Origin of the sequence: Methylobacterium sp. 13MFTsu3.1M2 (assembly GCF_900112625.1) — a bacterium.
Lineage (GTDB): Bacteria > Pseudomonadota > Alphaproteobacteria > Rhizobiales > Beijerinckiaceae > Methylobacterium.
Genome location: NZ_FOMM01000005.1, coordinates 64,392 through 85,967, shown reverse-complemented (window position 1 = coordinate 85,967; position 21,576 = coordinate 64,392). Strand labels below are relative to the sequence as shown.

The 21,576-nt window shown below is 73.8% G+C and carries 21 protein-coding genes; 7 read left to right on the top strand and 14 right to left on the bottom strand.

Going from position 1 to position 21,576, the window contains the following annotated elements:
* Positions 1-103: 103 nt before the first annotated feature.
* Positions 104-553, top strand: a complete 450-nt coding sequence (locus BM314_RS05060) for a hypothetical protein (protein WP_026604787.1) — start codon at positions 104-106, stop codon at positions 551-553.
* Positions 554-571: 18 nt separating this feature from the next.
* Here BM314_RS05060 and BM314_RS05055 read toward each other — a convergent pair whose 3' ends face one another.
* Complete coding sequence (locus tag BM314_RS05055) at positions 572-787, bottom strand: hypothetical protein (protein WP_020092272.1); 216 nt, start codon at positions 785-787, stop codon at positions 572-574.
* A gap of 319 nt (positions 788-1,106) precedes the next feature.
* Between BM314_RS05055 and fae the strand changes: the two genes are divergently transcribed.
* A complete protein-coding gene (gene fae / locus BM314_RS05050) occupies positions 1,107-1,646 on the top strand; it encodes a formaldehyde-activating enzyme (protein WP_020092273.1) in 540 nt (179 codons plus the stop codon).
* A gap of 146 nt (positions 1,647-1,792) precedes the next feature.
* Here the strand turns inward: fae and BM314_RS05045 are convergent, their stop codons facing one another.
* The 5 genes from BM314_RS05045 to BM314_RS05025 form a co-directional block, all read right to left on the bottom strand.
* On the bottom strand, positions 1,793-2,419 hold the full coding sequence (locus tag BM314_RS05045) for a Uma2 family endonuclease (protein ID WP_042675400.1): 627 nt from the start codon (positions 2,417-2,419) through the stop codon (positions 1,793-1,795).
* A 65-nt stretch (positions 2,420-2,484) separates the two neighbouring features.
* Positions 2,485-2,949: a hypothetical protein gene (locus BM314_RS05040; RefSeq protein WP_091977216.1), complete on the bottom strand. Its 465-nt coding sequence runs from the start codon at positions 2,947-2,949 to the stop codon at positions 2,485-2,487.
* A gap of 67 nt (positions 2,950-3,016) precedes the next feature.
* Positions 3,017-6,301, bottom strand: coding sequence for an error-prone DNA polymerase (locus tag BM314_RS05035; protein ID WP_091977214.1), 3,285 nt, complete (start codon positions 6,299-6,301; stop codon positions 3,017-3,019).
* Positions 6,298-7,983 carry a Y-family DNA polymerase gene (locus BM314_RS05030; RefSeq protein ID WP_091977213.1) on the bottom strand — a complete coding sequence of 562 codons (1,686 nt, stop codon included), beginning with the start codon at positions 7,981-7,983 and terminating at the stop codon, positions 6,298-6,300. The genes BM314_RS05035 and BM314_RS05030 overlap by 4 nt, the downstream gene beginning before the upstream one ends.
* Positions 7,910-8,695 (bottom strand): ImuA family protein, encoded by a 786-nt coding sequence (locus tag BM314_RS05025; protein ID WP_091977364.1) that lies wholly within the window; start codon positions 8,693-8,695, stop codon positions 7,910-7,912. The genes BM314_RS05030 and BM314_RS05025 overlap by 74 nt, the downstream gene beginning before the upstream one ends.
* 225 nt (positions 8,696-8,920) lie before the next feature.
* Between BM314_RS05025 and BM314_RS05020 the strand changes: the two genes are divergently transcribed.
* On the top strand, positions 8,921-9,841 hold the full coding sequence (locus BM314_RS05020) for a collagen-like protein (RefSeq protein ID WP_091977211.1): 921 nt from the start codon (positions 8,921-8,923) through the stop codon (positions 9,839-9,841).
* Between the two features lie 10 nt (positions 9,842-9,851).
* Here BM314_RS05020 and BM314_RS05015 read toward each other — a convergent pair whose 3' ends face one another.
* Complete coding sequence (locus BM314_RS05015; RefSeq protein ID WP_091977210.1) at positions 9,852-11,069, bottom strand: TIGR03862 family flavoprotein; 1,218 nt, start codon at positions 11,067-11,069, stop codon at positions 9,852-9,854.
* Between the two features lie 256 nt (positions 11,070-11,325).
* Here BM314_RS05015 and BM314_RS05010 point away from each other — a divergent pair, with 256 nt between their 5' ends.
* Both BM314_RS05010 and BM314_RS05005 read left to right on the top strand, forming a co-directional pair.
* Positions 11,326-12,861: an MDR family MFS transporter gene (locus tag BM314_RS05010; RefSeq protein ID WP_020092280.1), complete on the top strand. Its 1,536-nt coding sequence runs from the start codon at positions 11,326-11,328 to the stop codon at positions 12,859-12,861.
* Positions 12,862-13,133: 272 nt separating this feature from the next.
* Positions 13,134-14,168: a TerC family protein gene (locus BM314_RS05005; RefSeq protein ID WP_020092281.1), complete on the top strand. Its 1,035-nt coding sequence runs from the start codon at positions 13,134-13,136 to the stop codon at positions 14,166-14,168.
* 24 nt (positions 14,169-14,192) lie between these two features.
* Here the strand turns inward: BM314_RS05005 and BM314_RS05000 are convergent, their stop codons facing one another.
* The 3 genes from BM314_RS05000 to BM314_RS04990 form a co-directional block, all read right to left on the bottom strand.
* Positions 14,193-14,948 (bottom strand): N-acetylmuramoyl-L-alanine amidase, encoded by a 756-nt coding sequence (locus BM314_RS05000; RefSeq protein WP_091977209.1) that lies wholly within the window; start codon positions 14,946-14,948, stop codon positions 14,193-14,195.
* Positions 14,945-15,685 carry a TerB family tellurite resistance protein gene (locus BM314_RS04995; protein WP_091977207.1) on the bottom strand — a complete coding sequence of 247 codons (741 nt, stop codon included), beginning with the start codon at positions 15,683-15,685 and terminating at the stop codon, positions 14,945-14,947. Before BM314_RS04995 ends, BM314_RS05000 begins: the two co-directional genes overlap by 4 nt.
* 152 nt (positions 15,686-15,837) lie before the next feature.
* Complete coding sequence (locus BM314_RS04990; protein ID WP_012318984.1) at positions 15,838-16,107, bottom strand: hypothetical protein; 270 nt, start codon at positions 16,105-16,107, stop codon at positions 15,838-15,840.
* A gap of 251 nt (positions 16,108-16,358) precedes the next feature.
* Between BM314_RS04990 and BM314_RS04985 the strand changes: the two genes are divergently transcribed.
* Complete coding sequence (locus BM314_RS04985; protein ID WP_091977206.1) at positions 16,359-17,060, top strand: urease accessory protein UreE; 702 nt, start codon at positions 16,359-16,361, stop codon at positions 17,058-17,060.
* A 95-nt stretch (positions 17,061-17,155) separates the two neighbouring features.
* On the opposite strand, the gene BM314_RS04980 is transcribed toward BM314_RS04985, so the two are convergent.
* From BM314_RS04980 to BM314_RS30470, 3 genes are all read right to left on the bottom strand, one after another.
* Positions 17,156-17,581, bottom strand: a complete 426-nt coding sequence (locus BM314_RS04980; RefSeq protein ID WP_091680428.1) for a GFA family protein — start codon at positions 17,579-17,581, stop codon at positions 17,156-17,158.
* Positions 17,582-17,745: 164 nt separating this feature from the next.
* Entirely contained in the window at positions 17,746-17,961 is a 216-nt protein-coding gene (locus BM314_RS04975) for a hypothetical protein (protein WP_091680256.1), read from the bottom strand.
* Between the two features lie 13 nt (positions 17,962-17,974).
* Positions 17,975-18,145 (bottom strand): hypothetical protein, encoded by a 171-nt coding sequence (locus tag BM314_RS30470; protein WP_157862090.1) that lies wholly within the window; start codon positions 18,143-18,145, stop codon positions 17,975-17,977.
* Positions 18,146-18,466: 321 nt separating this feature from the next.
* Between BM314_RS30470 and BM314_RS04970 the strand changes: the two genes are divergently transcribed.
* Positions 18,467-19,342 (top strand): SDR family oxidoreductase, encoded by an 876-nt coding sequence (locus tag BM314_RS04970; protein WP_091977204.1) that lies wholly within the window; start codon positions 18,467-18,469, stop codon positions 19,340-19,342.
* 68 nt (positions 19,343-19,410) lie between these two features.
* Here BM314_RS04970 and BM314_RS04965 read toward each other — a convergent pair whose 3' ends face one another.
* Positions 19,411-21,084, bottom strand: a complete 1,674-nt coding sequence (locus BM314_RS04965; protein ID WP_042673651.1) for a methyl-accepting chemotaxis protein — start codon at positions 21,082-21,084, stop codon at positions 19,411-19,413.
* Positions 21,085-21,576: the final 492 nt, after the last annotated feature.

Here is a 21,576-nt window from a genome sequence, read left to right as displayed (position 1 = left end):
ACGCATTGACGGCGCAAGCGGAGCCGTTTCAATGCATCGCGGCGCCCCGCCGGGAAGGCGGCGGATCCGGGGTGCGGGCTGGGACCCTCTTGGAATGACGAGGATGCGACGACCCGCAGCTCTGCTGCCCCTCGGCCTCGCCGCCCTCGGCCTCGCCGGCTGCACCACCGGATTCTCCTACATCTCGCGGAACTACGTGGCGCTCACTCCCCAGGTCGTCACGATCGGCTGCAAGGAGCCCTACGAGGTCTACGACAACCGGCAGCTGCGCCGGATGCTGATCGTGTCCAACGCCCTGCGCGAGTATACCGGCTGCAACCTGAGCGAGGTCCGGATCGATCCGGAGCCGGGCGCCACCCGGGTGAAGCGCTTCCGCACCGCCGCCCGGGCCTATCTCGACGAGACCGTGCGCGAGGATTGCCGGATCACCGGCGAGACCGTGTTCGATCCGCTGAAGACCGAGTTCGCCTACGCCTGCGACGCGCCGATCGAGAAGCGCGGCACCGTGGTCCCCCGCCTGCCGGGCCGCAATCCGGGCCTCGGCGTGCGCTGACCGGCCGGCGGCGCGTCCTCAGGCGCCCGGCTTCGGGAAGGTCCGCTCCGCGGCGTCGCCGGCGGCGGCCAGCAGGGCGCGGGCGAAGGCCCGGGCCTCCGTCCGGTCGAGCACGATCGCGGCGGTGACCGGCGCACCGCCGAGGTCGGCGAGGGCGAGTTCCAGGCGCACCCCGTCGGGCACGGCGCTCGCCTGAAGGCTCCAGCCGGAGCCCCGGTCCGTGCTCTCCGCCATCGTGTTCCTCCCGCATGCCCGGCACGGCGCCGCGCGCCCACCGGAACGGCCAGGCCCGGGACCGCTCCCGGAGCCGCGCTCCGATCTTCCCTGCCTCGCCTGTCCGCGTTCCTCAAGGCCACAGGCCGCGCAGGGGTGGAGATGCGCGCCGTCGCGGATGCCGGCGGCCGCATCGCGGCGATACGGGGCGGCACGGGGCTGCGCCCGCGCCGCGGCGCGGGCGAGGGCAGGGGCGGCCGGGATGGGGCCGGCCTCGGGGCGATTGACGCGAGGCCGCCGATGATGTCTCCCGCGGGCTCCGATCAGGTGGAGTTCGAACATGCAAGAGATCTGGTTCCGCACGGGCGAGGCCACGGTGCTGGCGGCCGAGGGCCAGTACACCGACGCCATGCCGGAGGTGCTGATCGGCTCGGTGCGCGGCCCGGTCGGTCAGGCCTTCGCGTCGATGATGGGGCAGGTCCAGGGCCACACGCGGATGTTCGTGGTGCGCGACCTCAACCAGCTCGTGCGCCCGGCCACGATGATGACCACCAAGGTCACGATCCACACGGCCGAGTATGCCGAGCTCCTCGGCGGCGTGGTCCAGGCCGCCACCGGCGACGCGATCGTGGACTGCATCATCGAGGGCATCCTGCCGAAGGACGGGCTCGACGAGCTGTGCATGATCATCATGATCTGGCTCGATCAGCGCTGCGCCGAGGACGACAACCTCGACCAGAAGGACCTCTACCGGACCAACTACGAGGCCACGAAGCTCGCCATCGCCCGCGCCCTCAAGGGCGAGCCGACGGTCGACGAGCTGATCGCCAACCGGAAGACCGTGAAGCACTACGCGCTCGACGGCGTGATCGAGTACTGAGCGGCCGCTCGGCGGGGCACGCCGCCCCGTCATCGCGCGGCGAAGCGCGTCGGGGCAGCGCGCGTTCGGTGACCGTGGCGCCGCCTGGATCGCTTCGCTGCGCTGGCAAGGAGGGGGCCAGCCCGGTTCCTTCGATGGTTTGTGGGTCAACCCGGTCCCGACGCACGCCCCACGGGCGTGCGTGCGTAGAGATCGGCCACGGCACACTCGAGGCCGAAGACGGGGAGCGCCAGACGATCATCCCCGGTGAGGCGGGTGCGGGTCCAAGTCTCACCGCTGCGCACGGAAAGAGACAGTGCGCAGCTCCTCTGCTCGATCAGAAGCACGGCCTGACAGAGCGGCAACGCCTCGTAGCCCGCGCGCTTGACGTCGATCTTCGTCCGGTGCGTACCGGGCAGCTTCCGGTGATCGCTCGGCGAGAGGATCTCGGCGGCGAGGTAACAGCCCTCGACCACGTTCTGGTCGGGCTCGATGGTCGCCGCATCGATGACCGCGACATCCGGGACGTAGGTGTGTCCCGTGAGGAACGGCCTGAGGTCGATGGCGGGATCGTGGATGGCGATCCACGACGAGCCCGACCGCTCCAGAGCCGCGTTCAGCAGGCGCTGGAAATTCACGACCACGACCTGATGGATGAGGCTCGGCCGGGCCTGCATCACGATCTGGCCCTCGATGAGCTCCCACTTCTCCTCATCGGGGCGCGTCTCGATGAAGTCCCGGAAGCCCCGATGGGGATCGGTCCTGTGGATGGGCGGGGTCTTGAGAGTCGTCATGGGCAGCCAGGGCCGAGTCGACGGAGATCGAGGATTCCGCTGACGGTTCGCCCGGTCAAGGGCGCCTAACCCGGCGGGATACGCCCCACCGAGCACAGGGTGCGCATCGTGCTGCTGCCCGGGTCGGTGTAGCAGGAGGCCGACCAGCCGTTCTGCTGGATGAACGACTTGCGCCGCTCCGCCAGCGCGGTCCGGTAGGCGGTGGCGATGATCGGCTCGACGGTCGCGGCCGGTTGGCCGACGAGGATCTCGGAGGCCACCGACAGGTCGCGGAAGAAGGTCGCCGAGGGGCTCGGCTCGGCGGAGGTCGCCTGCACGATCGGCTCGGCCCGGCAGGTCACGTCGAACTTGATCGGGCCGGCCACGCGGATGTCGATGCTGGGGCCGGCGCGCTTGCCGACCCGGCCGCCGATCGCGTCGGCGATCTGGCGGGTGAGGTCGTCGCAGCTGTCGGCCCGGGCGGCCTCCGCCAGGAGGGGCAGGGCCGCGCAGGCGGCGAGGAGGAGGCGCGGGACGGCGAAGCTCGACATCGCCGCACTCTACGCGCGGCGCGGGGCCTGTCGAGGGGCTGGTCGAGGGCCGCTCGAAGGGCCCGCCTCAGTGGAAATCCCGGCTGGGGAACACGCGCCGGTCCGGGGGCACGCCGAAATCCGTGTTCTCGGGCGGCAGCTTCATGCCGGCCTCGCGCAGGTCGCGCAGGGCGGCGGTGAGGTCGCGAAACCCCTCCGCCACGAGGTGGACCACCCCGTCCGCCCGCTGGATCCGGCCGCGCACGGCGAGGAACCGCGCCTGCATGGCGATCCGGCGGTTCGCCTCGAACACGGTCTTCCAGACGATCACGTTGGCGATACCGGTCTCGTCCTCCAGCGTCAGGAAGACCACGCCCTTGGCGGTGCCGGGCCGCTGGCGGATCAGCACGAGCCCCGCCACCGTGACCCGCGCCCCCTGGGGCAGCGCCGGATCGAGATGGGCCCGGGCCGGGATCGCGCCGATCCGGGCGAGCCGCCACCGGAAGAACGCGACCGGGTGCCCCTGGAGCGACAGGCCGGTGGCGGCGTAATCCTCGGCCACGGCCTCGGACGGGGCCAGGGGCTGAAGGTCCACCGCCGGCTCGTGCCGGAACAGGCCGTCATCGGCGTGCCACGCGAAGAGCGGCAGGGGTGCGTCGAGGAGATGGGCGCGGCGCTCGCTCGCATCGGCCTTGGCGGCCTTGCGGGATGACGTCCCCTCCAGGGTGCGGACCATCCACAGGGCGGCGCGCCGGTCGAGGCCGAGCGAGCGGAACGCGTCCGCCTCGGCCAGCCGCTCCAGGGCGTTGCGGGGCAGGGCGAGGGACGCCTGCAGGCCCTCGATGCTGGCGTAGCCGTTGGCGCGCAGCCGCACGAGCCGGCGCATCGCGGCCTCGGGCAGGCCGCGCACGACGCGCAGACCGATCCGCACGGCGTGCAGCGCCGGATCCCCGGCCGGCTCCAGGGTGCAGTCCCAGTCGCTGGCGTTGACGCAGACGCCCCGCACCTCGACCCCGTGGGCCCGGGCGTCGCGCACCAGCTGGGCCGGCTGGTAGAAGCCCATCGGCTGGGCGTTGAGGATCGCGGCCAGGAAGACGTCGGGGTGCCGGCACTTCATCCAGGCCGAGGCGTAGACGAGGAGCGCGAAGCTCGCCGCGTGGCTCTCCGGGAAGCCGTAGGTCGAGAAGCCCCGGATCTGCGCGAAGCAGCGCTCGGCGAAGTCTTGCGGGTAGCCCCGGCGGGTCATGCCGCCCACGAACTTCTCCGCGAAGCCGCCGATCGACCCGACGTGGCGGAAGGTCGCCATCGCCCGGCGCAGCCCGTCGGCCTCGGCCGGGGTGAAGCCCGCCGCCGTGATGGCGATCTGCATGGCATGCTCCTGGAACAGCGGCACGCCGTAGGTCTTCTGCAGGACCTCCTTCAGCTCGTCCGCCGGGCCGTGATCCGGGTGCGGGGCCGGGTACTCGACCGGGTCGATCCCGGAGCGTCGCCGCAGGTAGGGATGGACCATGTCGCCCTGGATCGGGCCGGGGCGCACGATCGCGACCTGCACCACGAGGTCGTAGAACTCCCTGGGCTTCAGGCGCGGCAGCATCGACATCTGCGCCCGGCTCTCGACCTGGAACACGCCGACGGAATCGGCCTTCGTCAGCATCGCGTAGGTCGCGGGATCGTCCTGCGGCAGGTCGGCCAGCGTCTCGTAGAAGGTGCCGTGATCCTTCTCCAAGAAATCGAGGCCGCGCTTGAGGCAGGTCAGCATGCCGAGCGCCAGCACGTCGACCTTCATCAGGCCGATCGCGTCGATGTCGTCCTTGTCCCACTCGATGAAGGTGCGGTCCGCCATGGCGCCGTTGCCCACCGGCACGGTCTCGTCGAGGCGGCCGCGGGTCAGCACGAAGCCGCCGACATGCTGCGACAGGTGGCGGGGGAAGCCGATCAGCTGGTGGGCGAGGTCGAGCGCCTGCCGGATCGCCGGGTTCTCCGGGTCGAGCCCGGCCTCGCGCACGTGCTGGTCCGGCATGCCGGTGCCCCAGGAGCCCCAGACCGTGTCGGCGATCGCCGCGGTCACGTCCTCGGTCAGGCCCAGGACCTTGCCGACCTCGCGGATCGCCATGCGGGGCCGGTAGTGGATCACCGTGGCGCAGAGGGCGGCCCGCTCCCGGCCGTAGCGGGCGTAGAGGTGCTGGATCACCTCCTCGCGGCGCTCGTGCTCGAAGTCGACGTCGATGTCGGGGGGCTCGCCGCGGTTCTCCGAGATGAAGCGGGCGAAGAGCAGCCGGTGCTTCGACGGGTCGACCGCGGTGATGCCGAGGCAGAAGCACACGGCGGAATTGGCCGCCGAGCCGCGGCCCTGGCACAGGATGCCCCGGCCGCGGGCGAACTCGACCACGTCGAACAGGGTCAGGAAGTAGCGGGCGTATTTCATCTTGGCGATGAGCCGCAGCTCCTCGCGCAGCGTCGCCGCGACGCCGTCCGGGACCTCGCCGCCGTAGCGCCAGCGCGCCCGTTCCCAGGTCTTCTCCTCCAGGTATTCCTGCGGCGTGCGCCCGGGGGGCACCGGCTCGTCCGGGTACTCGTAGTGCAGCTGCGACAGGCTGAACTCGCAGGCCTGCGCGATCTCGACGGTGCGGGCGAGCGCCTCCGGGTGGTCGGCGAACAGCCGCGCCATCTCGGCGGCGGGCTTCAGGTGGCGCTCGGCATTGGCCTCCAGCCGGTAGCCGGCGTCCTCGATCCGGCAGCCTTGGCGGATGCAGGTGACCACGTCCTGCAGCGGGCGTCGCTCGGGATGGTGGTAGAGCGCGTCCGAGACCGCGACTATCGGGGCGCCGGAGGCCGCGCCCAGCTCGGCGAGCAGCCCGAGGCGCCGCCGCTCGTCGCCGCGGCGCGTGTGGCTCGCCCCGAGGAAGGTCCGGCCCGGGGCGGCGGCGGCCAGCGCCTCCAGCCGCGCCCGGAACCCCTCCGGCAGGCGCCGGGCCGGCGGCATCGCGATGAACATCTGCCCCTCGGCGGCCTCCACCATCTCGGCGAAGGAGAAGCGGCAGGCGCCCTTGCGGACGCGCCGGTTGCCCAGGGTGAGCAGCCGGCAGAGGCGCCCCCAGGCGCCCCGGTCCATCGGGTAGGTGACGGCCTCGAACCCCTCCTCGGTGACGAGGCGCACCCCCGGCAGGATCCGGATCGGTGTGCCTTCCTGGTCGAGCGCCAGCGCCGCCGCGTGCGCCCGGACCACGCCGGCCACGGTGTTGCGGTCGGCGATGCCGATGGCCGCGAGGCCGTAGGACGCCGCCTGCACGACGAAGTCCTGCGGATGGGAGGCGCCGTGCAGGAAGGAGAAGTTCGTGGTGACGGCGAGCTCGGCGTAGGCGGGGCCGCTCACGCGAAGAGCCCGTGGACGTACCACGCGGCCGGGCGATCGGGGGCGTGCGGGCCGTCGCGGTAGAGCCAGAGCCGGTGCCCGGCCTCGCACTCGATGCGGTAGTAATCGCGATCCGCGCCGGGCGCGCGCCACCATTCGGCGGCGATCCGCTCCGGCCCCTCGGCATGGGCGACGCGGTGGATCCGGGCGCGCCAGCGGAAGCGCCGGGGCGGCCCTTCCGGGACGGTCGAGAGCACGTCGAGGGCGGCCTCGCCGCGGGGGAAGATCACCAGGGGGCGGGGCGGGAGGTGGTCGGGCCAGGGGGACGCGCCGGTGCGCGCCTCCTCTTCCGCCGCTAGGCCGGAAGGCTCAGCCATCACGGTTGAACGCCGAGGCTGAAGGAGCGCATCCGGCCCCCTCTCCCGTTCGGTGGCGGGGGGCGGGAGAGGCGCCCGTGGCCGGCCGACGCCTCGATCGGTCGACGGTCCGTGCCCCATTCCGGCAACCCAGACCCGGTCCCGGTCGGCCCGCTCCGGCAGGTGGCTCGCCCGCGGCTCGAGCCGCAGGAGCGCCCGCCCGAGCCGCTGCGCCAGGGCGTCGGCCAGGAACCCGACCCCGTCGCCCGCCGCCGCCGCGCCGAGATCCGTCTGGCGGGCCGGCATGGGGCCGGTCACCGTCACGGCGAGCGCCACCGTCTCGAAGCCGAAGCCGGCGTCGAGGGCGGGGCCCAGCCGGTCGAGGCGCAGGGCGACGAGGGCCGCGACCCGCTCCGGATCGCGCTCGGGCCGGGACAGGCCGAGATCGATCGCGCGCAGGGCGCCGTCGACCCGGTGCAGGCTGAGGCGCAGGGCGCAGGCGCCGAGCCCGTCCCGCTCCAGCCGCGGCGCGGTCTCCGCCATCAGGTCCCGGGCGGTCCGGACGATGTCAGACTGCCGCCCGATCGGGTCGAGGAAGCCGCGGGCGGCGGTGTAGTCGGCCGCCTCCGTCAGGGGCGCCAGCGGCTCGGGCCGGCGGCCCAGGGCCTGGTCGAGCCGCAGCAGCAGCGCCGCGCCGAAGCGGCGGGCGAGGGGCCCCCGGGGCAGGGCGTCGAGTTCGCCGATCCGGCGCAGGCCGAGCCGCTTCAGGCCCGCGACCGTGCCGGGATCGAGGCGCAGGGCGTCCACCGGGAGGGCCCGCAGGGCCTGCGAGGCCCCGCCCGGCGGCACCACGACCGGATCGGGCCCGCCCTGCCGCGCCAGCGCGAAGGCGGCGCCGGGCGTGTCGGCCAGCGCGATCCCCGCCGGTACGCGGCTCCGCGCGAGCCGGGCGGCCAGGTCCGCGACGAGGTTCGCCTCGCCGCCGCGCAGGTGGCTCGCGCCGGCGACGTCGATGTAGAGCCCGTCCGCCGCCTCGCCCGGCCCGAACGGGGCCACGTGGGGCGCGTAGCCGCTCGCCCAGCGGCAGAGCCGCAGCAGGGCGTCCCGGTCGGCCTCCGGGTCGGCCGGGTAGACCTGGAGCGGCACGCCGATCCGCGCCCGGACCCGGCCGAGGGGCTCGCCGACCCGGAGGCCGAGGGCGCGGGCCTCCGGGTCGAGGGCCACGAGCCGCAGCCCGCCGGACCCCTCGGCCGCCACCGCGAGGGGGCCGCGCTCAGGCGCGAGACCGGCCCGCCGCAGCCGTGTCACCGGCCAGTGGCTCAGGCAGATGCAGACGATGCGCGGCATGGTCCCACTCCAGAAGCCAGTCGCCGCCCCGCCCGTTGCGGCAGCGCTCGAGCCGCGCCCGCCAGCGCGGCCTGTCCAGGGTCCCGAACCGGTCCCGCGCCGCCGGGGCGGCGGCGATCCGCCAGCGCGTGGCGGCCCCGTTGGGCAGGCTGGCCGGCGCCGGCCGCAGGATCAGCAGCAGCGGCGGCGCCGGCCCTTCCGCGGCGAGCTGCAGGCGCCGGCCCGGCTTCAGCGGCAGCCCGTCCCGCAGGAGGCCGATCAGGGCCGTGAGCGCCCGCGCGTGCAGGGCCGCCTCCAGGGCGCGGAACACCTCCGCGTCGCTGCCGGCTTCCAGCAGCAGCAGGCGGCCGGGGTCGAGGCCGAGGCCGGCGAGGCCGTGCCCGTAGGGCAGGGGCTCGCCGGGCGCGGCGGCGATCAGCGCTTCCCCCGGCTCCCGGGCGAGCTGGCGGGCGCAGAGCGCCAGGGCGAAGCCCAGGGCCGCGATCGCGTCCGCGGGCTCGGCCGGCGCGATCTCGTGAGGCGGCCCGAGGGCGAGACCGCCGCCGGGCAGGTGCGCGTCGAGATCCGGAACGCCCAGCGGCAGGACCGGGGCCGGATCCCGGCCGCGATCCGGCGGCGCGAGGCGCGCCCGCAGGACCGCCAGCCGGGCCCGGGGATCGCCCCGCGCGATCGCCGCCTCGGTCTCGTCGGCAGGGTCCAGCCCCATCTCCATCGGCTCCGGTCATGCTGGACGATAGGAACATAACAGGAACATGCACAAACGGTTTCCGCGGGGTCCCGGAATCGCGCGTGGCGGCAGCGGCTTGGCCTGTGGACGGCTGTGGACGCCTGTGGAATCGGCCGCCCCCGCGGCGTCCGAGGTCGCGGTTGACCGCAATCGCAGGGCGAGACCAATGTCCGGACGCCGCGCGCGTGACGCGGCCGAACCGGACCGCGCATGCGCTCAGCCCTCAGCTCAGCCCTCACCCTGACGCTCCTGCTCGCCCTGCCGGGCGCGGCGCTCGGCCAGCAGGCGGATCCGCCGGGTGCCGCCGCCCCGGATCCGGCCGCGTCCGCACCCGCGACGGGGCGGGCGCGCCCGGCCCGCCCGCGGGTCCGCCACGCGCAGGCCCCGAGCCAGCCGATCATGGTCTACGACGCGCGGATCGAGGCCGGCGACCTGAGGATCTCGGGCTCCGTGCGCAAGCCCGGCGCGATCGTGGTGCTGGACGACGACATCTCGATCCAGGCCGACCGGCGCGGCCGGTTCACCTTCCGGCTGCCCTACCGGCCCTCGACCTGCGTGGTGACGCTGAAGGCGGAGCCGGACGAGCGCGAGGCGGTCGTGGCGAACTGCGCGCCCGAGGGTCCGCCCGGACCGCCCGGTCCCCAGGGTGCGGCGGGACCGCCCGGCGAGACGGGTCCCAGGGGCGAGACGGGTCCCAGGGGCGAGACGGGGGCCAAGGGCGAGACCGGCCCCAAGGGGGAGCAGGGCCTCAAGGGGGATCAGGGCCTCAAGGGCGATACGGGTCCCCAGGGCGAGCCCGGCCCGAAGGGGGAGCCCGGTGCCACGGGCGCGGCCGGCCCGCAGGGCGCACCGGGCCCGAAGGGCGACGCAGGAGCCTCGGGCCCGCCGGGCGCACCGGGCTCGCGGGGGCCGATCGGGCCGCAAGGCGGCCCGGGCCCGAAGGGCGAGGCCGCCAGCCTGCGGCCCGTGCGCAAGTCCGACTGCCCGGGAGGCTGCGCGATCACCTGCGGGACCGGAGAGATGCTGGTCACGGCCCACTGCCTCAAGGGCGGCGCGCCGACCTACGACGGGGAGGGCGCCAGTTGCCCGGCGGAGGCGACCGGCATCGTCGGGTTCTGCACGCGGCCGTGAACCGGGCGGGTCAGCCGCCGCTCTCGCGCAGCCAGTCGAGCATCCCGGCGGCGGCCGACCGGCCGCCCGCGAAGGCGCCCTGGAGGAGGTAGCCGCCGGTCGGCGCCTCCCAGTCGAGCATCTCGCCGGCCAGGAACAGGCCGGGATGGGCGCGCAGCATGGACCGCCCGTCCAGCGCGTCGAGCCGGACGCCGCCCGCCGTCGAGATCGCCCGCTCGATCGGCGCGGAGGCGGTGAGGGTGATGGGCGCCGCCTTGATCAGCCCGGCGAGGGCCCCGGGCTCCGCCGGGAGGGCGGTGCCGGCCGCCTCGCGCAGCAGCCCCGCCGCCGCGGGCGCGAGGCCCGCGGCCTTGCGCAGCCGGGTCGCGGCCGAGTCGCCCGGCCGGGCGCCGGACAGGCGGCGGGCGAGGGCGTCCCGGGTCAGGTCCGGGCGGAGATCCACGACGAGCCGCGCGCTGCCCCCGGCCGCGATCGCCTCGCGCAGGACGCGCGAGAGGGCGTAGACAGCCCCGCCCTCGAGGCCGGCCTCGGTGATCACGGCCTCGCCCCGCACCGTGGTGCCCGCACAGGTGAGCGCCACCCGCTTCAGCGGCGCGCCGGTGAACCGCTCCCGGAACAGGTCGGACCACGCTGCCGCGAAGCCGGCATTGGCCGGACGCAGGGGCGACACCGCCACGCCGAGCCCCTCGAGGAGCGGCACCCAGCGCCCGTCCGAGCCGAGGCGCGGCCAGCTCGCCCCGCCCAGCGCCAGCAGGGTGGCGCGCGGCCGGATGTCCAGGGGACCGTCCGGGGTCTCGAAGCGCAGGCCCCCGGCGATCCCCGTCAGCCGGTGGCGGGTCCGGATCCGGACGCCGAGGCGGTCGAGCCGCGCCAGCCACGCCCGCAGCAGGGGCGAGGCCTTGAAGCTGCGCGGGAAGACGCGCCCGCTCGTGCCGACGAAGGTCGGCTCGCCGAGATCCGCGCACCACGCCCTGAGCGCGTCGGGCGGGAAGGCCGCGATGGCCGCGTCGAGGGCGCCGCGCGGATGGTAGCGGGCGAGGAACTCCGCCCGCGCCTCGCTGTGGGTGATGTTGAGGCCGCCGCGCCCGGCGATCAGCAGCTTGCGGGCGACCGACGGCATGCGCTCGTAGACCGTGACCGCGCGGCCGGCCTCGCCCAGCACCTCGGCCGCGGCGAGCCCGGCGGGCCCCCCGCCCACGATGGCGATTGCGTCCCTGTCATCCGGCATGGGGCGGGAGAGCGACAGCCCGGCCCCCTCTGTCAAGGGCGAAGGTCGGATCGGCGCCGGGCGCCATGGGCCGGCCTCCGGCGTTGCGCTAGGAAACGGACACGCCCGAACGCACGTTCTTCCCGATCCCGGGCGCCGCGGTTACCGGTGCACCGGCCCGCGACCGCGGCCCGCCCGCGCCCCCCTCATGCCGCCCCAGGCCCCGTCCGTCCCGGACGGTCGGCCGGCACGGTCCGGATCAGAGGCTCTCAGACACGTGGCCAGTCCCGTCGCCGTCACCGAGATCCAGCCGCAGGCCCAGGCGCGGCCCGCCCCGCAGGCCGCGCTCAGCCCCGGCGAGATCCGCGCCATCGTCTACGGGCTGATGACCGCGATGCTGCTCGCGGCCCTCGACCAGACCATCGTGGCGACCGCCATGCCGACCATCGGCCTCGACCTCGGCGACGCCGCGAACCTGCCCTGGATCGTCACCGCCTACCTGCTGGCCTCCACGGCGGTGACCCCGCTCTACGGCAAGCTCAGCGACATCCACGGCCGGCGGGTCATGCTGCTGATCGCCATCGCGACCTTCGTGGTCGGCTCGCTCGCCTGCGCGCTCGCGCCCACGATGGTGGCGCTGGCGCTCGCCCGGGGTCTCCAGGGTGTCGGCGGCGGCGGTCTGATCGCCCTGGCGCAGACCATCCTGGCCGACATCATGTCGCCCAAGGAGCGGGCGCGCTACCAGGTGGTGATCGCGGGCGTGTTCGTGACGGCCTCGGTGGCGGGGCCGCTGCTCGGCGGCCTCTTCGCCCAGCACCTGCACTGGTCCCTGATCTTCTGGATCAACCTGCCGATCGGCGTCCTCGCCTTCGCGCTCACCAACGCCAACCTCAAGCGCCTGCCCCGCCACGAGCGCCGCCACCGGCTGGACTATCCCGGCGCCGCCCTGATGGTGGCGGGCTCCGTCACCCTCCTGCTGGCCCTGAGCTGGGGCGGGGTGCGCTACCCCTGGGACTCCGCGCCGGTCCTCGCCCTCCTCGCCGGGGCGGCCGTGCTGGGCGGCGGCTTCGCGGCGCGGCTCGCCACGGCGGCCGAGCCGCTGATCCCCACGGAGGTGCTCAAGGACCGGGTGGTCTACAGCGCGACGCTGGCCGCGTGCTTCGCCATGGGCACCTTCATCGGGCTCACCATCTACGTGCCGATCTTCCTCGAAGGGGTGATCGGGCTCTCGGCGAGCGAGTCCGGGGTGGCCCTGGTGCCGCTGATGATCGGCACCGTCACGGGCGCGACCCTGTCGGGCCGGTCGATGCTGCATTTCCGGCACTACAAGCGCGTGCCCCTGGCGATGATGTGCGTCAGCCTCGCCTGCTGCGCCACCATCGCCTGGCAGGGCCGGGCGCTGCCCTTCTGGCTCATGGAGGTGCTGTTCGCGCTGCTCTCCATGGGGATCGGGACGATCCTGCCGCTCTCGACCATCTCGATCCAGAACGCGGTGGAGACGCACCAGCTCGGCATCGCCACCGCCGCGATGAACTTCTTCCGCTCCCTCGGCGGGGCGCTGATCGTGGCGGCCTTCGGCACGATCGTGCTCGGCGGCGCCGCCGGCGGGGCGGGGGGAGGGGCCCACGACGTTGAGAGCCTGATCCGCGGCGCGGACCCGGCCCAGCTCGCCCTGACCTTTCGCCACGTCTTCCTGGCCGCCTGCCTCGGCCTGCTCGGGGCCTTCACGTTCCTGGCGCTGATGGAGGAGCGGCCCCTGCGCGAGCGCACATCCCCCAAGATGGCCGCCGAGACGCCGGACGCCTCCGCCTGACGGCGGCGCGGGACCGGACGCGTTCCCTCAACCCCCGCGTTCCCGTCCGGCACCGGAGGTCGCCCCGACACGCGCGCCCGCGTCGCGGCGGGGCCACGGGGAGCGGATAGCGTCACCGGACCGCGCGCCGGCCGGGCGCTCTGCCCTTGATTCGCCCGGATCACCGCTTACGTCGGCCCCATCGGCTGCGGGCCCCTCTGGCGGGCGCTCCTCAGCGCCCGTGATGTCGGAGCCGATGCTTTCCATCTGGAATCAGCATCAGGTCCCCGCACATGATGGACGTCCTCACCGTCGAATGGCTCGGCAAGCCGTTGTGGATGTGGCTCGGGTTCCACGTCCTGATCGCCTGCCTGCTCGCCTTCGACCTCGGGCTCCTCCACCGCGACAAGGAGCACGAGATCGGCGTCCGGGAGAGCTTGGCTCTCACCGGCTTCTACCTCGCCCTCGGCCTCGCCTTCGGCGGCTGGATCTGGTGGTATCTCGGGCCGTCTTCCGCCGAGGAGTACGTCACCGGCCTCGTGGTCGAGAAGTCGCTGTCGATGGACAACGTCTTCGTCATCGCCATGATCCTCACGGCCCTGGGCATCCCGCGGGCGGCCCAGCACCGGGTCCTCCTCTGGGGCATCCTGGCGGCCGTGGTGCTGCGCGGCCTGATGATCGGGCTCGGCGCCGCCCTGGTGCACGAGGTGCACTGGGTGCTCTCCCTGTTCGCCGCCTTCCTGATCTACGCCGGCCTGAAGATCCTGCTCTCGGGCGACGAGGAGGAGGGCGATTTCCAGAACAGCGCCGTCGTGCGCTGGTTCAAGACGACCTTCCGGGTCACGCCCGACCTGCACGGCCAGCGCTTCACCGTGCGCAAGACCGACCCGAGGACCGGCAAGGTCGCCCTGTACTTCACCCCGCTGGCGCTCGCCCTGGTGCTGGTGAACGGCGCCGACGTGATCTTCGCGGTCGACAGCGTGCCGGCGATCTTCGCGATCACCACCGACACGTTCGTGGTCTACACCTCCAACATCTTCGCGATCCTGGGCCTGCGCGCCCTCTACTTCGCGCTCGCCGCGATGGTCGACCGGTTCGCCTACCTGAAGACGGCGCTGGCCTTCATCCTGATCTTCATCGGCGCCAAGATCGTGGTCGCCGACACGTTCGGGCTCATCCACGTGCAGCCCTGGGTCTCCCTGGTGGTGACCCTGACGCTGCTGGCGGCGGGCGTCTTCTACAGCCTCTGGCGGACCCGGACCGACGCGCCGGTCGCGCCGGCCCCGGAGGCCGGGCACCCCCGCGAGGCCCGGGCCCACCGCGCCTGAGGGGGCCCGGCGGGCGCCCGGCCCTCAGGCCGCCGGCAGCGCCGCGATCAGGTCGCGCAGGGTGGTGATGGTGGAGGCGTCGGCCACGCCGTCCACCCGCGCCGGGCGGAAGTGGCGCTGGAACGCGGTGACCACCGCGTGGGTGCGCGCGTCGAACAGACCGGTCACCGGCAGGTCGTAGCCGTAGAGTGCGAACATCGCCTGCAGCGCCTCGACGGGCTGGCCGGCATCGCCCCGCGCGAAGAACCGGCCGTCCTGGAGGCGCGCGGGGGGCACGCGGTGCCCCACCCCCGCCGCCGCCAGACGGTCCCACGGGAAGATCTCCCCCGGATCCTCCTTGCGCTCGGGCGCGACGTCGGAATGGGCGAGCACCCGCTCCGGCGGGATCGGCCAGCGGCCGAGGACGTCCCGGGCCAGCGCGATCACCGCCTCGACCTGGGCCTCCGGGTAGGGCGGCAGGCCGCCGGCATGGCCCGGGTTCACGATCTCGATCCCGATCGACCGGGAATTGACGTCGGTCTCGCCCTTCCAGGCGCCGGCGCCGGCGTGCCAGGCCCGGCGGGCCTCCGGCACCATCTGGACGATCCCGCCATCCTCGAACACGAGGTAGTGCGCCGAGACCTCGCTCAGCGGGTCGCGCAGGCGCGCGAGGGCGGCGGCCCCGCTGTCCATCCCGGTGTAGTGCAGGATCAGCATGTCGAGCGGCCCCGCGCGGCGGGCGCCGTGGTTCGGCGAGGGCGCGACGCGGCGGGCGAGGGGGCTGTCGGGAGTCAGGCTCACCGCAGCCCGCGCTCCTGCGCGATCCGGTCATAGGCGGCGTTGATCGCGGCGAGCCGCCGCGTGGCGATGGCCACCGCCTCCGTCGGCAGGCCGCGGGCGAGCGCCCGGTCCGGGTGGTGCTCGGCCACCAGCGCCCGGTGGCGGGCCTTCACGGCGGCGTCCTCCGCCTCGCGGTCGAGCCCGAGGACGCCGTAGGGATCGTCCGGCAACCGCACGTGGCGGGCGGCGATGCGCCGGAACGCGGCCTCGTCGAAGCCGAAGATGCCCGAGACCGCGCGCAGGTAGCGCTCCTCGGCCTCGTGCAGCGCCCCGTCGGCGCCGGCGATCTGGAACAGGCCGTCGAGCACGTCCTCGAGGAGGGCCGGCTCGTCGCCGAAGGTGGTCGCCAGTTGCTGGGCGTAAGCCTCGAAGCCGTTCGTGGTCTTCTTGGCGAGGTCGAACAGGCGCTCGACGCCCGCCCGCGCGGACGGCTCCACCTGCACGACCCGGCCGAACGCCTCGACCTCCGAGGGCAGCACGACGCCGTCGGACTTGGCCATCTTGGCGGCGAGCGCCACGAGTCCGGTGGTGAACACGACGTCGCGCGGCGTCCGCCCGAAGGGCGCGCCGACGCGGTCGAGCAGGAAATGACCGGCGACCCCGCCGATCAGCGCCCCGAGGGGGCCGCCGATCGCGAGGCCGAATCCGGCGCCGCCGAGCTTGCCCCAGACGCCCTGAGTCTTGGTCGCCTGAGTCATGGGACGACCGGTCCCGGCGCTGATCCTCGGCTCGGCTCTGTCATCGGCGGCGGCGGGGTTCCGGCACCGGGACGGGCCCGGCCGAGCGACGGGATAGCCGCTCCGCACGCCGCGAGGAAGGGCCGGGGCGCGCCCGGCCCTTCCCCTTCAGCTCAGCGGCAGTACACGTTGCCGTAGGCGTCGCGATAGGTGCCGTAGGGGCAGCGCGGCGCGGTCGAGGCGCCCACGATGGCGCCGCCGGCGCCGCCGATCGCGGCACCCGCCAGGGCACCGCCCGCGCGGCCGGTGGCCGCCGCGCCGATCGCGGCACCGGTCAGGGCGCCGAGGCCGGCGCCGCCCAGAGCCCGGTCCTCCGGGGTGTTGCAGCCGGCGAGCGAGAGGGCGGCGATGGTGGCGATGGCAGCGGCCGTCAGCTTCTTCATGGTCCCCAGAACTCCCTTGTGAATCCGGTCCGGCCGGTGGCCGTGATCGTTGCGGATCGGGTCGAGCTTAGCAGGAAAGGAATGTCGGCCATACGGCTAAGGTTCCATCGGACGCGAGACGCGTTGCGAGACGAGTTGCGCCCGGTTCCCGTCTCGCCCTATGCCACGTTCGGAGGCGCTCCGGCCGCGGTGCCGCGACGCCCTATCCGGCACCACGCCCGACACCAGTCCGGCACATGTCCGAGGGTCCCATGCCGATAGCCACCACGATCGTCCGCCGGGCCGCGGTCCGCGCCGACCGCGTCGCCGACACGGTGACCCTCGACCGCGCGGGCCGGGCTGCCGTCGCCGGATCCCTGGTCGCCGAGGGCGGCCTCGGCTTCGACGTCGCGCTCACCAAGGCCGCGGCGCTCGAGGACGGCGACGCCCTGCGCCTCGACGACGGCCGGCTCGTCGCGGTGCGGGCGGCCGCCGAGGATCTCCTGGAGGTGCGCGCCGAGAATCCGGCCCGTCTGCTGCGCCTGGCCTGGCAGCTCGGCGGCAGCCACGTGGACGCCGAGATCGGCGCGGACGTGCTCTACGTGCCGGCGACGCCCGCCGCGGCCGAGCTGGTGCGCGGGCAGGGCTGCGTCGCGACCCCGGTCTCCCGTGCCTTCCGTCCCGAGCAGGCCGCCCACGATCACAGCACCTGTGGGCACGATCACGGGCACGACCATCACGCCCACCATCATCACGAGCACGGCCATGACCACGGGCATGACCACGGGCATGACCACGGGCATGACCACGCCCACGCGCACGATCATGGGCACAGCCACGATCACGGGCACGAGAAGCACGGCCACGATCATGCCCACGGTCACAGCCATGATCACGGCAATGATCACGAGCACGGGCACCAGAAGCACGGCCACGTGCACGGTCCCGGCTGCGGCTGCGGCCACGATCACTAGCGGTTGAGCCGGGCCCGATCGGGGATCCCGCACCGGGCCCCGACCGCGGACGGTCCGCCGCCGTCACGCGGCCCTCACGCAGCCCTACGCGGCCGTCACTCTGCCGGGACGAAGCGCAGCGTGCCGGCGCGCCGCGTGGGCTGGCCGGTGTCGTTCGTGTGATTGACGCCGTCCATCACCGGGACCGCCGGAAAGTCGAAGGGACTGACCCCGTCCAGGCAGGCCACGTTGACGGCGTGGACGTTCGGGTCCGACCGTCGCTGATGGTGCGTGTAGACGCCGCAGCGGGAGCAGAAGAAGTGCTGCGCCGCCCCGGTATGGAACCGGTAGGTCGTCAGCGCCTCCGCCCCCTCCAGGATCCTCACCCCGCCCGGCCGCGCCATGACGACGACGGCGCCGCGCATGCGGCAGTAGGAGCAGGTGCATCGTCGGATCGACGCGAGATCCCCGTCGAGGGCCGCCTCGAAGCGCACCGCCCCGCAGTGGCAGCGTCCGGACCGGGTCGTCGCGTCGTCCGCCATGGTGCTGGGCATCCCGTGCGTTTTCCTGCGACCGGGCGCGGCGACAGAGCCGGCCGGCACCTCGAACACTAAGTTTCCGGCACCGTGCGGACAATCACCATGTCCTCACACGATGTGTCAGGAAAACTCACGCAGGGTCTCCGGCGGGCCGAGATCCTTGCCGGTCACAGGCGCTTCGGGACGGGCCTGAGGCAGTAGAGGCGCGCCGCCTCGGCGGACAGGCTGTCCTGGGCGGCCACGCACTGGTCGAGGGTGAGGCCGATGCTGGCCGCGTAGGGCTCGTTGGGCGACAGCGCCGCGCGGGCGAGGGCCGCCAGGTACAGCAGGAACGCCGCGACCGCGACGACCAGCGCGGCGACGAGGACGCGGTTCAGCAGCATCGCCGGCGACCGCTCACGGGATCCCGACCAGCAGCAGCGCGAGCGCGAGCACCGTGAGTCCCGCTCCGATCAGCGTCACGGCGGTGTAGTCGCGTCCGGACCGCCGCGCGGGCGCGCGACCGGGCCGGATCGTGATCCGCGCCCCGGATCCCTGCGCGGGACCCGGATCCCCGGGCTGGCTCACTGCAGCAGACCCCACAGGCCCGTCGCCAGTCCGAAGGTGAGCGAGAGCATCGCTGCACAGAGCAGGACCCGGTCGATCACGCGGGCGGCCCGATCCTCCGGCTGAACGTCGATCATGGCGGGACCTCCTCGCGACCAGAGTGACGAGCGGCTGTTGCTGACCTGTGTCGGCCCCTCGCCGGCACACGGGTTCGTGTTGTCCGCGAGGGGGAAGGGCGGCGGGTGGCCTCGAACAGGGCTGTGCCGGCGGGGCGCGGCGCCAGGGCACCGGAACACCCGGGATGCCGTGCGGTTGGACCGGCATCCCCATCGGAGACGACGCGTGACCACGGATCCGCTGCACAAGTATCCCCGCCCGCCCTTCGCGGCGCAGCCCCAGAGCTTCCCCGGCAAGACCGGCCGCATGGAGCCCGAACCCGACCACGGCGAGGCGAGCTACAAGGGCTCGGGCAAGCTGACCGGCCGGGCCGCGCTGATCACCGGCGGCGATTCCGGTATCGGCCGCGCGGTCGCCATCGCCTTCGCCCGGGAAGGGGCCGACATCGCCATCTCCTACCTGCCGGACGAGCAGGCCGACGCGGAGGCGGTCGCCCAGTGGGTCGAGAAGGCGGGTCGGCGGGCGCTGCTCCTGCCGGGCGACCTCAAGGACGCCGCCTACGGGCGCCAGATCGTCGCCCGCACGGTCGAGACGTTCGGGCGCCTCGACGTGCTGGTCAACAACGGCGCGTTCCAGCAGCCGAACGAGGACCTCGCCGCGATCGACGACGCCGTGTTCGAGGACCATTTCCGCACCAACGTGTTCGGCGCGTTCTACGTGACCAAGGCGGCGCTCGCCCATCTGAAGCCCGGCGCCTCGGTGATCTTCACCTCCTCGGTGAATTCCAAGCACCCGATGCCGTCGCTCATGGCCTACAGCGCCACCAAGGGCGCCCTGAGCAACATGGTGCTCAGCTTGGCCCAGCTCCTCGCCGAGAAGGGCGTGCGCGTGAACGGCGTGCTGCCCGGGCCGATCTGGACCCCGTTCATCCCCTCCGGGATGAGCCAGGATTCGGTGAAATCCTTCGGCAGTCAGGTTCCGTTCGGCCGGCCCGGACAACCGGCCGAACTCGCCTCGGCCTACGTGATGCTGGCCTCCGAGGAGAGCAGCTACACGTCGGGCGCGCTCGTCACGGTGGCCGGGGCCATGCCGGTGTTCTGACGCGCCTCTCCCGCGCGTTTCACGGACAGACCCCGCGGCAGCGGCGCCCGCCCGGGGCGACGGCGCGCTCAGGCGGCGCGCATCTCGACGAGGAAGCGCATCACCTCGGCGCGCAGGGCCTCGGCGCTGCGGCAGACGTCGCCGGCCGCGGCACCGACCTCCCCGGCCACGCGGTGCGTCGCCTCCGCCGCCGACGAGGCCGAGACCACGTTCGCGCTCACCGCGTCGGTCCCCCGGGCGGCCTCGTCGATGTTCTGCGAGATGTGCCCGGTGGCGAACCGCTGCTGCTCGACCGCCGCCGCGATCGCGCTGGCGATCGCGTTCATCGTGTCGACGGTCCTCCCGATCGAGTGGACCGCGCCGACCGCCTCCGTCGTCTCGCCCTGGATCGCCGCGATCTGCGCGGTGATCTCCTCCGTGGCCTTCGCGGTCTGCCCGGCCAGGCCCTTCACCTCGGCGGCGACCACCGCGAAGCCGCGCCCCGACTCGCCCGCCCGCGCCGCCTCGATCGTGGCGTTCAGCGCCAGCAGGTTGGTCTGCTCGGCGATCGCCGAGATGATCCGCACGACTTCCCCGATCCGCTCCGCCGCCCCGGCGAGGCCGCGGATCTGCCGGTCGGTCCGCTCCGCCTCGCTCACCGCCTGACCGGCGATCGCGGCCGACTTGGTGACCTGCCCGCCGATCTCGCCGATCGAGGCCGACAGCTCCTCGGTCGCCGCCGCCACCGTCTGCACGTTGGCGGCGGCCTGCTGCGCCGCCCCGGCGGCCGAGCCGGCCTGCCGCGACGCCTGCGCGGCGGTGTCGGCCATCGCCCGACAGGCCTCCCGCATGCCGGCTGCGGCGGTGTCGACCCGTGCCAGGAGCTGGCTCGCCTCGGTGTCGAAGCTGCGGGTCACCGCCTCCATCCACTGGGCCCGCTCCTGCCGACGCTCCTGCTCGGCGCGCTGCTCGGTCGACAGGGTCCGCGCCTCGATCATGCTGTCCCGGAACACGCCGGCGGCCTCGGCCATCTGGCCGATCTCGTCGCGCCGGCCGAGACCCGGGATGGCGACGTCCGTCGCGCCGCCGGCGAGGCGGCGCAGGGCGGCCGTGAAGGCGCTCAGGGGGCGGGTGATGCTGCGCGCCAGCAGGAACCCGACCAGCCCGATCCCGATCGCGAGGGGGATCAGCCAGAGCAGGGTGGTGACCATCCGCGCCCGGTCCAGGGCGTGGATGTCGTCCACGTACAGGGCCGAATTGATGACCCATTGCCAGGGCTCGTAGGCGAGCGAGTAGGCGACCTTCGGGGCGGGCTCGGTCTCGCCGAGGCGGGCCCAGCGGTACTCGGTGAAGCCGCCGCCCTCCCGGGCGTGCTGGATCATCGTCCAGACGAAGGTCTTCTTCATCGCCGCGTCGTCGCGGGACCGCGTGCCCTCGATCTTGGGATCGGGATGCACGACGTTGCGGCCGATGTTGCCCGGCTCCGAGCTGTAGACGAAGACGTAGTCGCCGCCGTTGTAGCGCATGGCCCGCAGCGCCTCCGCCGCGCGCCGCCGCGCCTCGTCGGCCGAGACGGCGCCGGCCTCCGCCTGCCGGGCGAACGCCGCCACGATGCCGTGCGCCGACTCGACCTGGGCGCGGATGGCGGCCTTGCGCCCCTCCATCATCACCGCGCCGACGGACGAGACCTGGACGCCCACGATCGATATGAATGCCAGAAGGATGCTACTGATAAGACAAAATATCTTTCTACCGATCGTCATATCAAATATTCCTAACTATAAATAAAGCTACACCGCGAAGCTCGCGGATCGAATCAACTGTCCTTCGGCGCCGCGCCCGCCGATCATCTGCCGAACATTGGAATAATTCCATTCCGGCCACACATGTGAGATATGCTTCATCGCGCTCCCGGCGGAGCGGTCGGCCGGGACGATCGACCTCGTCGCGGACGATCTCGTGCCGCCGTCGCACGGCCCGCGGGCGCCGATCGGCGGGCCGGACCGCGAGCGGTCAGGCCAGTCGAAGGCGGCGACGGACGCGCCCACCGCGGCGCCGGAGCGGGCGAGGCAGGAACACGACGTTCGAGAGGTTCACGCCGCGCGACACGCGGCGGGCCAGCGAGCCGCCGGTCGTCCACGCCCGCCCGTCGACCGCGCTCGACCGGCTGCTCCGGGCGGCCTGCCGCCGGTCCGCTTCCGGGTGTCAGGGCGGGGGAGGCGGGTTGCGCGCAGGTCCCGGCGGTGAATCGTCGG